This is a genomic window from Glaesserella australis (assembly GCF_003260095.1).
Taxonomy (GTDB): domain Bacteria; phylum Pseudomonadota; class Gammaproteobacteria; order Enterobacterales; family Pasteurellaceae; genus Glaesserella; species Glaesserella australis.
Genome location: NZ_PTPX01000018.1, coordinates 1 through 15,337, shown reverse-complemented (window position 1 = coordinate 15,337; position 15,337 = coordinate 1). Strand labels below are relative to the sequence as shown.

The 15,337-nt window shown below is 41.0% G+C and carries 8 protein-coding genes; 5 read left to right on the top strand and 3 right to left on the bottom strand.

The window, feature by feature from the left end:
- The first annotated feature begins 2 nt into the window (after nucleotides 1-2).
- From C5N92_RS09190 to C5N92_RS09170, 5 genes are all read left to right on the top strand, one after another.
- Nucleotides 3-3,887 carry a S8 family serine peptidase gene (locus tag C5N92_RS09190; protein WP_111750559.1) on the top strand — a complete coding sequence of 1,295 codons (3,885 nt, stop codon included), beginning with the start codon at nucleotides 3-5 and terminating at the stop codon, nucleotides 3,885-3,887.
- A 212-nt stretch (nucleotides 3,888-4,099) separates the two neighbouring features.
- Nucleotides 4,100-5,548, top strand: a complete 1,449-nt coding sequence (locus C5N92_RS09185) for a catalase (RefSeq protein ID WP_111750558.1) — start codon at nucleotides 4,100-4,102, stop codon at nucleotides 5,546-5,548.
- A 95-nt stretch (nucleotides 5,549-5,643) separates the two neighbouring features.
- Nucleotides 5,644-6,732 (top strand): metallophosphoesterase, encoded by a 1,089-nt coding sequence (locus tag C5N92_RS09180; RefSeq protein WP_111750557.1) that lies wholly within the window; start codon nucleotides 5,644-5,646, stop codon nucleotides 6,730-6,732.
- A gap of 317 nt (nucleotides 6,733-7,049) precedes the next feature.
- A complete protein-coding gene (locus C5N92_RS09175) occupies nucleotides 7,050-9,254 on the top strand; it encodes a TonB-dependent siderophore receptor (protein WP_111750556.1) in 2,205 nt (734 codons plus the stop codon).
- Nucleotides 9,255-9,319: 65 nt separating this feature from the next.
- Complete coding sequence (locus C5N92_RS09170; protein ID WP_111750703.1) at nucleotides 9,320-10,981, top strand: ABC transporter ATP-binding protein/permease; 1,662 nt, start codon at nucleotides 9,320-9,322, stop codon at nucleotides 10,979-10,981.
- A 79-nt stretch (nucleotides 10,982-11,060) separates the two neighbouring features.
- Here C5N92_RS09170 and metE read toward each other — a convergent pair whose 3' ends face one another.
- The 3 genes from metE to C5N92_RS09155 form a co-directional block, all read right to left on the bottom strand.
- Nucleotides 11,061-13,331, bottom strand: coding sequence for a 5-methyltetrahydropteroyltriglutamate--homocysteine S-methyltransferase (gene metE, locus C5N92_RS09165; RefSeq protein ID WP_111750555.1), 2,271 nt, complete (start codon nucleotides 13,329-13,331; stop codon nucleotides 11,061-11,063).
- Between the two features lie 232 nt (nucleotides 13,332-13,563).
- Nucleotides 13,564-14,397: a Slam-dependent surface lipoprotein gene (locus C5N92_RS09160; RefSeq protein ID WP_111750554.1), complete on the bottom strand. Its 834-nt coding sequence runs from the start codon at nucleotides 14,395-14,397 to the stop codon at nucleotides 13,564-13,566.
- A 171-nt stretch (nucleotides 14,398-14,568) separates the two neighbouring features.
- The gene (locus C5N92_RS09155) at nucleotides 14,569-15,231 is read right to left on the bottom strand and encodes an NAD(P)H-dependent oxidoreductase (protein ID WP_111750553.1); all 663 of its coding nucleotides are present in this window, start codon (nucleotides 15,229-15,231) and stop codon (nucleotides 14,569-14,571) included.
- Nucleotides 15,232-15,337: the final 106 nt, after the last annotated feature.

Below are 15,337 nucleotides of genomic sequence, written 5' to 3'. Positions count from 1 at the left end.
AAATGAAAAATGCCATTTTCCCTTTGGTTTGCTGTTCCGTACTGGCAAGCCGTAGTTTATGGGCAAGTGATCTTTTTATGACGCTTGAGAATTCATATAAAATCATCAATCTACAAAAAGCGAAAGCAGACAATCCAACCATAGATGGCAGTGGTACTGTTGTGGGGGTTGTCGATTCAATGTTCAATACCAACCACCCAAGTTTAAAAGATAAAGCAATTAAGATTGCGGGCTATCAAGAGTTTGACAAGATCTATCAAAGTGATGCAGACAGTATTGGTTTAGCAAAAGATAATGCTACTTTTCGTCATGGCACTCACGTTGCGGGGATCTTGCTTGGGAAACATTTAGGGCGAACAACTGCATTTGCCAATGATGGCGATCCCTACGGTGTTGCACCCAATGCCAAATTTTATGGTGCAGCTTTTAAAGAAAATTCCAATTTTAGTTTTTGGGGACTCAACACCTTTGACTTTTTTAGCCAAGATCCTAACTTAAAAGTCATCAATCACAGCTGGGGATACAAAGTTTTCCCTTATGAATCAAAAATATCAAGCTATGATGAAGCATTAAAAGTACTTGAAGAAAGCAATACTTTTAGTGGCAAACAAAATAAAGCCGAAGTAGAAAATATCGTCAAACTTGCTAAAGAGCGAAAAGTATTGAATGTGTTTGGTTCGGGTAATGACGGTAAGGATAGTGCATCGTTGTTTGAGCTTTTGCCCCGTTATGATGAAGAAATTCGTTCATTTATTGCGGTGGGAATGTTAGATACGGACGGAATAGATATCGCTGAAAATGGTGAAATTATCATCAGAGATAAGCGGGTAAATGAACTCTCATCTGGTGGTACAAGGATATTAGCTTTACAAGGTATCCATAAATACTCTAACGGATTTTTAGGATCACAAGCCTACTCATTAATGGCTCCAGGTAGTCGAATTGACTCGGCAAATGCACTGTTTGAGATAGACACTAAACTCGGTAGGGAAAAACAAGAGATGTTTGTTCCCTTGACTGGTACAAGCCAAGCGGCTCCAATGGTCAGCGGGGCAGCGGCTCTGGTTGCACAAAAATACCCATTTTTAAACGGCAAACAGATTGCCGATGTGTTGCTTTCCACAGCCAATCAGAATTACCGATTGCCTAAAGTGATCATTAAGCAAAAACCAGGCTACGATGCTTTTAGCGTGATTTATATCGATCAGGATGTTCCTACGGATCCAACACAAATTAAAAAGGATCTTGAAGAGCTCGGCTATACCGATCAACCGAATAATGAAAAAATCACGGTGAAGAAAATTCTTTCAAGTAATAAGTTCTACCGTCTAAACCGTGAAGATTTAATGGGACAAGGGATTTTAGATATTCAAAAAGCCTTAAAAGGCATTGCGATACTTGATGCCAATCGCCTAAACCTTAGCGATATTCAAAATCTCACAGGAAAAGAAGAAGCCTACTATCTGATTGATACACAAGGAAAAAATGGCGAATTTTCCAATAACATCAGCCAAAAACAGTGGGATGACCGTTTACACCTAGCTACCGCAAAAAATTCCCCTGCAGATAAAATTCGACATCTCGATGTGGGCTTTATCAAAGCGGGGGACGGACAACTCGCCTTTAGTGGCACAAATAGCTACAAAGGAGCAACGGTTGTGCGTGGTGGTGAGTTACATTTGAAAAATGGCTCAACACTAACAGACAGCAATGTATTTGTCGAAAGTGCTGGCACACTCACAGGAAGCGGTACGATTGCCAACGATTTAGACAATAAAGGGACGGTTATTGCCGGAAGTGACGATCTCTCCACGTTGAATGTAGGCAACCGCTATATTCACCACGACACAGCTAACCTTGTCTTAAATTTCAATACGAAAGGTAATTCAAAACTCGTTGCTAAAAACTATGAAATCAAAGGCGGTAAATTACGCTACCGCCCATTGCAAGGCGAATTTTATGCTGCTGGGCAGAAAGTACAGATCGACTTGGGTGATCTATCTCACCACCTAAATCAGTTCGCTAGCGTGGATATTATGAGCAATGGTTCTGCTGAATTTAAACTTGAAGATTTTAAACTCGCCAAAGATCTAACTACGATTAATGATGACAAAGTCGAAACAGAAGAAACGACAACAACGGTTGAAACGGAACAGCCAACAACTGAACCGAAACCAACAGAACCTGTAAAAACAGAAGAAAGTTCAGACACTGTTATCGTTGAGCAACCAACAGCTGAGCCTAAACCAACAGAACCAGTTAAAACAGAAGAAAGTTCAGACACTGTTGCCGTTGAACAGCCAACAGCTGAGCCTAAACCAACAGAACCTGTGAAAACGGAAGAAAGTTCTGAAACTGTTATCGTTGAACCGCCAACTGCTGAACCAAAACCAACAGAGCCAGTTAAAACAGAAGAAAGTTCAGACACTGTTATCGTTGAACAGCCAACAGCTGAGCCTAAACCAACAGAACCAGTTAAAACAGAAGAAAGTTCAGAAACTGTTGCCGTTGAACAACCAACAGCTGAGTCTAAACCAACAGAACCTGTAAAAATGGAAGAAAGCTCGGAAACTGTTGCTGTTGAGCAACCAACAGCTGAGCCTAAACCAACAGAGCCAGTTAAAACAGAAGAAAGTTCAGAAACTGTTACCGTTGAACAACCAATAGCTGAGCCTAAACCAACAGAACCTGTGAAAGCGGAAGAAAGTTCTGAAGCTGTTGTTATTGAACAGCCAAAAGAAAATATCATTATTGCTGAAGTTAATATTAAAAAAGACGCTTATCACATTCCAAATAGTGATATGGGAGAGACAATTTACTCAGTAAGAACGGCAAGTAATTTAAATCAAGCGTACCAAACTTTCTTTGCTCAATTTGATTCTTCTACGGCAAAAGCTGAGATATTAAATAGTTTGGTACAAGATAATCAGTCTGAGCTACTCAGTGATAAGATCATCAAAACGGCACATTTTGTCCAACAGAATATGCTTTTTGCAATAAAACCGCATAATCTGACCGCTTATCGTTTATCTGGGATTAAAAAATGGGCAAGTGGTGATGATAAAACACTTTCATCCTTAGTTCCCGAGCCTAAATATGCTTTTTATCTCTCGCCAAGTTATAAGAGAACCAAAGCGAAAAACTTTAATGGTCACGGATATGGCTTTAATATGGGACTGGCAACTGCGATTGGTGAGACACAACAGTTGGCATTAGGGGTGAACTATGAGAAGAGCAGAGAACACTTTAATTTAGCCCGTTCTCGTTCGCATTATTTGAATGTTGCCCTTAATCATCTTGTACAGCTTGAGCATTTCAAATTGGTAAATGGTATCAGTCTAGCTGGAGCTAAAAACCACTATACAAGAGAGCTGTTAGGCGAAAGCTATAAATTGAATGGATCATACCGTAATCTATTTTTGACGGCTCAAACAGGTATAGTTAAAGAGTATAAAGTTGGTCATCTAACCTTGTCACCATTGGCTTATGCTCAATATGATTTTATCCACCAAAAAGCCTTTGATGAAAGCGGTGCGATCTTTGCGAAAAAATTCCAACAGATAAATCATCATTCAATGGCACTTGCAGGCGGTGTGATTTTCAACTATGCCACACAATTCGCACATAGCCTTGCAGAGTTTGATGCTTATGCGATTTATCAACAGCGGGTAAGTGGTAAAAATCGTGATAGTCGAGCCAGATTTAAAGATTTTGCAGAGAATGATTTCTCACAGCCTTATTTGCTTAATCGACATTTACTGACATTAGGGGTCAATGCTCAACTAACGTATAAAAATGGTATTTCCACAGCGATTACGTTAGCAAGTGAGCGAACCAATAAGTATAAGCGTTTTTCTGTATTGGCGACATTGGGATATAAGTTCTAGTGCTTTATTTCACGAGCTGTTTTGGGGTAAACATTGAGCAAATCACTTGCCCCTGAACAGCTCAAATAAACTTTGTTATTAAGTTATTTCTATTAATATCAAAATATCAATAGTATTTTTATATCAATTCAATAGTTTTACAAAATTCTTCCTATCAATAATAATCCATTTAGAAAACCTAACCTATTAATTATTTTTGAAGGAAATTTTTTATGTCTAAATGTCCATTTGATCACGGTTCTAAAACCTTGACTAACGCAGCAGGTGCACCTGTTGTAGATAACGATAACACAATGTCTGCAGGTCCACGCGGTCCACTTCTTTTACAAGATGTGTGGTTCCAAGAGAAACTTGCTCACTTTGCTCGTGAGCGTATTCCTGAGCGTGTGGTTCACGCTAAAGGTTCTGCGGCGTACGGTACTTTCACTGTCACAGCAGACATTACCAAATACACCAAAGCAGCGGTATTCAAACCAGGTGCACAAACTGAAGTATTATTACGTTTTTCAACTGTAGCAGGCGAGCGTGGGGCTGCCGATGCAGAGCGTGATGTACGTGGTTTCTCATTAAAATTCTATACGGAACAAGGTAACTGGGACTTAGTGGGTAACAACACCCCAGTGTTCTTTATCCGTGATCCGTTAAAATTCCCAGATTTCATTCACACTCAAAAACGTAATCCGCAAACCAACTTGCGTGATGCAAACGCTGCGTGGGACTTCTGGTCACGTCACCCTGAATCAATGCACCAAATTATGACATTGTTCTCAGATCGTGGTATCCCAGCGACTTTACGTCATATGAACGGTTACGGCAGCCACACTTATAGCTTTGTAAACGCAGACAACGAGCGTTTCTGGGTGAAATTCCACTTCAAAACACAACAAGGCCATAAATTCTTCACAAACGAAGAAGCGGCGAAAGTAGTGGGTGAAAACCGTGAATCTAGCCAACAAGATTTATACGAAGCAATCGAACGTGGCGAGTTCCCACGTTGGACAGTTCAAGTGCAAATTATGCCAGAAGCAGATGCTCATAAACATAACTATGCCTTTGACTTAACAAAAGTATGGCCACACGCTGATTACCCAGTGATCGAAGTGGGCGTATTAGAGTTGAACCGCAACCCACAAAACTACTTTGCAGAAGTTGAGCAAGCGGCATTCGCACCGTCTAACATCGTTCCAGGAATTGGTTTCTCACCAGACCGTATGTTACAGGGTCGTCTGTTCTCTTACCAAGATGCACAGCGTTACCGTTTAGGTGTGAACCACCACCAAATCCCTGTAAACGCACCAAAATGCCCATACCACACGACACATCGTGATGGTGCAATGCGTGTTGATGCAAATGGTGGCAACCACCCGAACTACGCACCAAACCGTTTTGACACTTACGTACCAACCCACGATCAAGTGCCATTACAAATTGAGCGTGAAGCAGCACACTTCAACTTCCGTGAATATGATGAAGATTATTACTCACAACCAGCTGCACTTTATAACTTGTTCACAGCGGAAGAAAAAGACCGCTTAGCAGGTAACTTTGCAGCAGGTTTATCAGGCGTAACCGTACCTGAGATCGTAGAAAAACAAATGGCTCACTTTGAAAAAGTCAGCACCGAATTAGCAAATGCAATCCGTCAAAAATTAGCGAAATAACTAATTTAAGACTTTATTTTCTCCTTACATTTGTATTTGCTATACTCTAAGCCCAGCCATTTGGTTGGGCTTTTTTTACTTAAGAGGAAAGTATTTTGGAATATCGTTATTACATCACGACGGCAATCGCCATTCTCACATTACAGTTTTTACTGTTTAACTTCTCACGCACAGTCAGTTGGCTTTTTAACTTATCGCCTAAAAGCCGTAAAATCGTGATGGTTTCAAGCTATATTGTAGCAAATACACTTGTTATCTTACATGTCACACGTACGCTACAGAGTTTCCGAATTATTGCCTTAATGTTGGCATTATTGTTATTTATCTTTTTCATTCGTTTTGCTTGTATCGTTGTTTACACCCTATTTAAGCGTGCGGTTGAACCAACCAAACTACAACAATGGCTCAGAATTGCTTATCTTCCCGCTTTATTCGGTTTGATTGGATTTACTTTATATAATGCTTATGTTCCTAAAGTTGAACATTATCAGGTGACGTTAGACAAACCACTTGAGAAGCCCATAAAAATTGGTATGGCAAGCGATTTACATCTTGGAAAACTTTTTGGTGGCAAACAATTAGATAATTTGGCTGACATTTTTGATAGAGAAAAAGTCGATCTTATTCTACTGCCTGGCGATATTATGGACGACAATGTGGACGCTTATTTAGCTGAAAATATGCAACCACATTTAGAAAAATTAAAAGCCCCACTCGGCGTTTATGCCACAATGGGTAATCATGATCTTTTTGGTGCAGAAAAAGCAATTTATAACGAATTAACCAAAGCAGGAATTCATGTTTTATGGGATCAAGCGGTCACTTTAGACGGAAAATTTGCAATTATTGGTCGTAATGATGAGTTAGTCAAAACACGCCCAGCGACTGAAGAATTGCTAAAAAAGGTGGATACCAATTTACCTGTTTTCTTACTTGATCATCGCCCAACACAAATTGAAGCGCATTCAAAATTACCGATCGACATTCAAGTTTCAGGTCACGCTCATAAAGGACAAATTTTTCCTGCAAATTTAATTACCTCTGTCATTTATCGTTTAGATTATGGCTATGAAAAAATCGGTAATGGACACTTCTTCGTGACATCAGGCTATGGCTTTTGGGGAATCCCAATGCGATTAGGCTCACAATCAGAAGTGATGATTATTGAAGTCAAAGGGAAATAGTCAAAAAGCCCACGAACTGTGGGCTTTCTAATATAGCAATTATGCTAATTCTGTGCGTAGTTTCTTTGCTACATTTTCTAACATCCTATTACTTATTCTCTCCCAATTAAAATTTTTACACGTATCTTTTCGCCTAAGTAGATGTATTTTATCTTCTGTAATCAGGATATGATGTTGATAACACCACTGACAAAAAATTACATAAAAACTTAATTTTTAAGAACTGTAAATATCCTAAATACAATATATTTCATTATTGAAAATAATTATCAAATACTTTAGCATTTATGATAATTTTTATTATTTAGGGAACTTTTATGCAAACAACAGCTCTTAAACTTTCTATTCTTGCAACTCTCGTTGCATCTTCAGCTATGGCTGAAACGAATACAGACACAACTGATTTAAGTACAGTTGAAGTCGCAGCAACAAGCGGTAATACCTTAAGCGAGCACAGCAAATCTCTTACTGCTTCTGCCATGTCCACCACCACAGGTTTAGTGCTTTCTCCAAAAGAAACGCCGCAGTCAGTAAGTGTTGTAACAAAGGCTCATTTAGATCAACGCTCAGTTCATAATATGGAAGATGCGTTGAAAACGACAACAGGGATTAACGTGATCTCTGATGCAGGTTACTATCGCTATCAATCTCGCGGTTTCTATATTGACCAAATCGAAGAAGACGGCATTTCTAGCACCGTGCGCGGTTCAAATGCTAATCTTTTCCGTGATCCGCAAAGTATGACGGATTTAGCCGTGTACGACCACATTGAAGTGGTGCGTGGTGCAACAGGTTTAACTCAAGCCAATGGCGAACCTGGTGGTACAATCAATGCGGTACGCAAACGTCCAACATCAGAATTTCAAGCCAACGGCAACTTCTTATTTGATACCAACGGCAAAGCTCGCACCATGGCAGATGTTTCCGGCACAATCGGAGCTGGCGTACGTGGGCGTTTAGTCTCAGTATTAGAAAATGATCCAACCGCAGTAAACTTACCGTCCGATAACAGCAAACGCTTAATTTACGGTGTAGTAGATATGGAAGTTGGGTCAAACAGCCAATTAACGATTGGTGGTTTATATCAAAATACCCACACTACGCCGAATGTTTATGGCGTGCCAATGGGGGTAAATGGTAGCGAGAGTGGTTTAGATCGTGATACTTATTTAGGCTTTAACTGGAACCGTGAGAAAAGCAGAAAGTTCAATCTCTTTGCCGAGTTTGAAACTTTCTTTAATGATGATTGGAAGCTCAATAACAAAGTGAGTTACACCAAAAGTTATAACACCGATCAATTTGGTTTTGTGGCAAATGCAGGCACAAGCTACACAGGTTTAGTGCGTGGCAATACCATCAACACCAACAATTTACAACGTTATGACAACACTGGCGATCAAATCGCTTTCCAAAGTAACTTAACCGGCAAATACAGCTTATTGGGTCGCAAACACGATCTTTTCTTAGGCTATACCTATAACCGAGAAGAAAATGACTCACGCTGGAGACGTGTCAGAAATAGTACCGCCTTTGATCCATTTACTTTCACCGGTTCAGAAATTGCCGAGCCAAATTGGAACACGGATTACAACGACCAAACCTTCTATGACCGCACAATTTACACCAATGCGGTATCATTCGGGACACGTTTCAACCTACTAGATGATTTACATCTCTTAGCTGGCACACGTTATACCCAATGGAAACGTATCGGTAATACTAATTATGATTGGTTTAATAATAAAGTTGATACTGATGCCGATGAACATTCACACTTAAAACGTAGCCGTTTTGTGCCTTATTTTGGTATGACTTATGATATCAATGCCAACAACAGCCTTTATGTAAGTTATACGTCAATTTTCAAACCAAATAGCGGACTAGGGCGTGATGGTAAAGTGATTGATCCTGTATTAGGCAATAACCAAGAAATCGGCTGGAAAGGCGAATGGCAAGACGGCAAATTGAACGCCTCAATCGCCCTCTTCCAAATTAACCAAAAAAATCGCCCTGTGTTTATTGAAGACGCTAGCTATAAGGGTGATGGCTATTACGGTACATTAGGCGAAGTACGCAGCCGTGGTGTGGATATCGAAATTTCAGGTAACATCACGGAAGACTGGCAACTCATGGCAGGCTATACTTTTAACCAAAGTAAATATTTAGAAACAGAAAGCTCTCGTTACCTTGCTGGCACAAACTTCAGCAAACACACACCGAAGCATATGTTCCGTCTCTATTCGGATTACAACTTGCCATTTGATAACAAAAAATGGTCAATTGGTGCAGGGGTAATGATGCAAAGTGAAACGGAAAGTTTATATTCGGTGAAACAAGGTGGCTATGCGATTTGGGATGCCAATATCCGTTATCAAGTAAGCAAAAATGTTGCCTTGAGTGTTATCGGTAAAAACTTAACTGATAAAAAATACTACGAAAATAACCGTGTCAGAGTCTTAGGAGCAAATAACTTCTACGGTCAAGAACGCACTGTTGTCTTTAACCTAGACTGGAAAATTTAATTCGTCAATTTCCTAACGGAACAGACCGCTTGCAAGCGGTCTGTTCCTTTCGCTTTTTTGCAAAAATGAAAACACTTCGCTATTTTGGGCAACTCGCCTCCCCTTTTTGGTTTCGCCGTCAGCAATGGTTTGAATGGTTGCTGTTACTCACCATGCTCGGTTTTGCCTTGTTGATTATTCGAGTCAGCGTCTGGATCACCGAGTGGAATAAACTATTTTATGATGCCTTAGCCGAATTTAACGGCAGCGTAATGCCGCAACTGGTTTTGAGCTATTTAGGCTATATTGGCTTAATTGTGGCGTTTATTGTGTTGGGCAATGCGTTACGTAAATTATTGATTTTCCGTTGGCGAGAGCATTTGACTCAACAATTCCAGCAACAGTGGCTTCATCAACACAACCATTATCGTCTGACTTTTTTAACCGCACTGGATAACCCTGATCAACGTATCGCCGAAGACTGTGCGTTGCTTGCAGAACAGAGTATCGATCTTTTTAAGTATTTTGTGATGAACATCGCAAAACTCGGGGCTTTTGTGACGATTTTATGGCAACTTTCGGGCGTACAAACCATTGAATTGGCAGGAACAACTTGGACGATTCACGGCTATTTGGTTTGGGTCGCGTTGATTTACTCGCTGCTTTGTACGCTTTTTATACACTTTATCGGACATAAATTGCAAGATCTCAACATTGAACGCCAGCACAAAGAAGCAGATTATCGTGCCACTTTATTGCGTGTTCGCGACAATTCGGAACAAATCGCCTTTTATCACGGTGAAAAACAGGAAATTTCTCGCTTATCTCACCGCTTTCAAGCCATCAAGCAGAACTGGTTTGAGCTAATTAAACGTGAGATGAAAGTGGAAACTTTTTCCGCCAGCTATTTACGCTTGAGTATGTTTATCCCGATTTTCGCCACCTTGCCGATGTACCTTGCTCGCACAATGACCTTTGGCGATATGATGCAGGCTCGTAGTGCTTTTTCCAACGTACAAGACGGTTTCGGTTGGTTTATGGATTACTATAAACGCTTGATTGAATGGGCAGCGGTCATTAAACGTTTGCACCAGTTCCAACAGGCGTTACAACAAACAGAGCAACAAAGCCAACCAACGATTTATCAAGGAGAGCAACCTTCGCTCAAAGTGGAAAATCTTTGCGTCCAAACGCCACAAGGCAAGCCGTTATTTGCAAATTTTTCGCTTAATTTGACCGCTTGCGATTGGGTTTTACTGGAAGGGAAAAGCGGGATTGGCAAATCAACGCTACTGAGAACCTTGGCGGGTTTATGGCAATATTATCAAGGCGATATTCAACTACAGGCTCGTTCCGTATTGTTTTTACCGCAGAAACCTTATTTAGCGGAAGACAGTTTACGTGCGGTATTAAGTTATCCGAATACTCCTGAACAAGATAACGCTCGATTACAACAGCTGCTCAACCAAGTCGGGTTAGCCCATTTAACCGATTTTCTTGATGAAAGTCGAGAGTGGCAAAAGCAACTTTCAGGTGGCGAACAACAGCGTATCAGCCTTGCAAGAGCCTTATTACATCGTCCGCAAATGCTCTTTTTAGACGAAGCAACAAACCAATTAGACGATGTTTCCGCCCACGCATTAATGACGCTTCTACGCCAAGAACTCGCCGAAAGCCTTTGCATCGCCATTAGCCATCAAGATGTGGTGAAATCGTTATTTGGTGAGCAACGTTTAAAAATCCGTTAAAAAAACACCGCACTTTACAGCCTATAAAGCTGGGGGAAGAAAAGTGCGGTGAAATTTTTAGGAATGTTAGAATAATTATTTACGCAATTTCGTTACGTAGTTTTTTAGTGACTTCCACCATCACCTGCAACTGCTCAATGGTCTCTTTCCAACCACGGGTTTTCAATCCACAGTCTGGGTTTACCCATAAACGCTCTTTTGGTACCACTTTCAACGCTTTACGCAGTAAGTGTTCGATTTCGTCCGCTTTTGGCACGCGCGGGCTGTGAATGTCGTACACGCCTGGGCCGATGTCGTTCGGGTATTTGAAATCCGCAAAGGCGGTGAGCAATTCCATATCGGAACGGGACGTTTCAATGGTAATCACGTCCGCATCTAAGCCGGCAATGGCCGGCAAGATGTCGTTGAACTCGGAATAGCACATATGGGTGTGGATTTGGGTGTCGTCTTGCACGCCCATATAGCTTAAGCGGAAGGCTTCTCCTGCCCATTGCAAATAAGCGTCCCAATCTGCCCGCTTGAGTGGCAAGCCTTCACGGATTGCAGGCTCGTCAATTTGGATCACCTTAATCCCTGCCGCTTCTAAGTCCAACACTTCGTCCGACAACGCCACGCCGATCTGTTTGCACACCGTTGAACGTGGAATATCGTTACGCACAAACGACCATTGTAAAATCGTCACAGGCCCTGTGAGCATTCCCTTCATCACTTTGTTGGTAAGACTTTGTGCATACTGTGACCAACGTACCGTCATCGGTTCAGGGCGAACCACATCGCCGTAAATCACTGGCGGTTTCACGCAACGTGAGCCGTAACTTTGCACCCAGCCGAATTTGGTAAACGCAAAGCCGTCCAACAATTCGCCGAAATATTCCACCATATCGTTACGTTCCGCTTCGCCGTGCACCAATACGTCTAAGTCCAACTCTTCCTGACGGCGAACCACATATTCGATCTCTTTTTTCATCGCCGCTTCATAATCCGCAAGGCTCAACTCGCCTTTTTTGAAGCTGGCACGAGCGTGACGGATTTCGCTGGTTTGTGGGAAAGAGCCGATGTTCGTTGTCGGTAAAAGCGGTAAGTTTAGCCACGCATTTTGCTTCGCAATACGCTCGGCGAACGGCGATTTGCGACGATCTGCCCCTTCAGGCAAGTTCGCCAAACGCTCTGCGACTTCAGGACGATGAATTTCTGTTGAATTGGCTCGTGCGTCCGCAGCTTCTTGGCTAGCGTTCAATTCCGCTTGTACGGCTGTACGACCTTGCTCCAATGCGGTTTTTAACACAGACAACTCGTCCACTTTCTGCAAGGTAAAGGCAAGCCAGCTATAAAGGGCAGGATTTTTCTCTTTGAGTTGCGTTTCCACCGCCAAATCATACGGCGTATGCAACAATGAACAGCTTGGGGCAATCCATAAACGTTCGCCAAATTTAGTTTTTAACGGCTCAAGCACGTCCAACACTTGATTTAAATTCGCTCGCCAAATGTTACGCCCGTCAATCACGCCAGCGGACAATACTTTGTCGTAATCGGTAAAGGTTGCAAGCTGTTCAGGCGAACGCACTAAATCCAAATGCAAACCGTCCACCGCTAAGTTTTTCAATAAATCAGCGTGTTCTGCCACCGAGCCGAAATAGGTTGCGAGTAGCAATTTCGCATTGACTTGACTTAATTCCGCATAAACCGCTTTATAGGCATCTACCCATTCCGCAGGTAAATCTAAGGCAAGGGCTGGTTCATCAATTTGGATCCACTCCACGCCTTCTGCCACAAGTGCGGTCAAAATGTCACGATAAACGGGTACTAATTTGTTGAGCAATTCAAAACGGTTAAAGGCTTCGCCTTTCTCTTTACCTAACCAAAGGAAAGTCAAAGGACCGACAATCACAGGTTTAACCGTCAAACCCAGTGCTTTCGCTTCACGGATTTGGTTCACATAATGGGTTGGGTTGGCTTTAAATTCGGTGGTTTTTTGGAACTCTGGCACAAGGTAGTGATAGTTGGTATCAAGCCATTTGGTCATCTCAATGGCGAACTGTTCTTTGTTACCACGAGCGAGTTGGAAGTATTGATCGAGCGTGAGGTTTTGGCTATCGAAACCAAAACGAGCAGGGATCGCACCTGTTGCGACTTGCAGATCTAAAATGTGATCGTAAAAAGTAAAATCGCCCACCGCCACGAAATCCGCATTTGCCGCCGCTTGATGTTGCCAGTTTTTCTCACGCAATGCTTTGGCTAAATCTAATAAATCTTGCTCCGCAATGTCGCCACGCCAGTAACGCTCTTGCGCAAATTTTAGTTCACGTTTCGCCCCAACACGTGGAAAGCCGAGAATGTGGAATGTTGTCATAATGTTCTCCTGTATCTTTTATAAATTAGTCAATCGGTATTTAGACGTTTAGCCGTCTAAATGGCTGGCTCATATCATCTATAAAATGAGAGCATTATGCAACTTCATAATTTTCACATTTATTATGAAAATTTTTAATAAAAATATTGGGAGAGTTAGAAAGAAACAAGCGGTTGATTAAGTAATTTCTTTTGCAAAGAAATACTAGAATCTGACCGCTTGTATAAAGGAATTATTGTTTAGATGCGCCGAATGCTCCGCCCCAAGTGCTTCCGTTATCTTTGAAGATACCACCTAGCTCTTTAGCATTCTCACCAAAGAATTTACCTTCAACTACAGCTTTTGTGGCAAAGTCAGATGAATTTGCTTCGCCAGTAAAACTATTACCACTAATTTGTGTATTAACTGAAATTGGGTTTAAACCAGCTACATCGGTTAAATTTCCGGCTAATGTTTTAGCACTGAAATTAGCCGTAAAATTTACATTCCCTTTCAAATAATCTTCATCTTCAAAAGCGACAGGGTGATTACCTGTGATAATAAAATGTCCTGTATAAGTTGCAGAACCTGATGTTGGAACAGATTGGGTTGGATTACCATTATAGAAAATATAGTCTTTTTCATTTGGTCCCGTACTTCCAATTGCACCAAAGCGAACATCAGTGAATTTTCCACAACATACTGAAGTATTATTTATCGTTGTCCAAGAGCCTGATGTGATATTTGAATATGCTACTCTAATTTTTTGACCATCAACGACGATAAAATTTAAATCAGAAGCATCATTCAATACTTTATAAGTTGTAGTTACGTTGTCGTCTATGCCAGAAAATACATAAGTACCGCCTGTACTATTTGAAACTGTAGTAGCTGAATTTGTAGAATTGCTAGAAGTTGTATTTGATGGCGAACTCGTAGAGTTATTAGAAGTTGCTGTAGAAGACGAAGTATCTATTGGTTGAACCGAACTGGCACTATTACTGCTACTACCGCCACCACTACCTCCACAAGCAGTTAAAACAATACCAGCTAATAAAGTTAAACTAAGTTTAGTAATACCTTTCATTTTACATTCCTCATATATGGATTACATTAATAAACAATATAGTAAAAAACAGATAAAGAAGTCTATGAAAATAGATTGAAGAAAAAGCAATTCTTATAGAATCTCGCATTTTTTTGATCATGCTCAATCCATCACATCTTTATTCTGCAATGTAACAAGATATTCTTTAGGCTATTCAACCCAAGTGACAATCTCTTCCATCGGTTTACGGTATTTTGCTTTTATCTCTTTCGCTCGGTAGCCAAACGTCACCATCACAGATACACCCCATTCGTTAGGATCAAACAATCCTTCGTCACTCAAAATACGATTGACTTCAGCATAATTAAATCCTTCCACAGGGCAGCTATCAATGCCAACCAACGCCGCACCTGTCATCATATTTGCTAACGCAATGTAAGTTTGCTTACTTGTCCAATCAAAGAGTGCTTTTTCACTTTCTGCAATAGGCATATCTTCTAGTTGGAACTTCTTATAAAGTGCTAAAGCTCGGTTCATTTGCTCTTCGGTTAACCCCCGTTTTTCCAAAGAGATACGGAAGAAATCAGAATCATAGCGAGCATTTTTCTTTGCCAAAATCACCACAAGATAACTTGCATCATCAACATGCGTTGCCATCCCCCAGCTCACAGGCTTGAGTTTTTGACGAATCTCAGGTTTTTGAATGACTAGAAATTGCCATGGTTCCGACCCAACAGAGCTTGGTGAAAGGCGTGCAAGTTCTAGAATATATTGCATATCTTCACGAGAAACTTGGCGACTTGGATCATAACTACGTGTTGCAGTTCTAAATTTAAAACCATCAAGGACTTGTTGCTTTGATATCTCTGTCATTTTTTCTTCCTTCTTTTGTAAAAAATAAAGGCATAATAGACAAAATTGTTGCTAAAAAGTAGCTTAAAGCCTTATAGTACAAGGCTTTAAGCCTACTTTTTGAAAT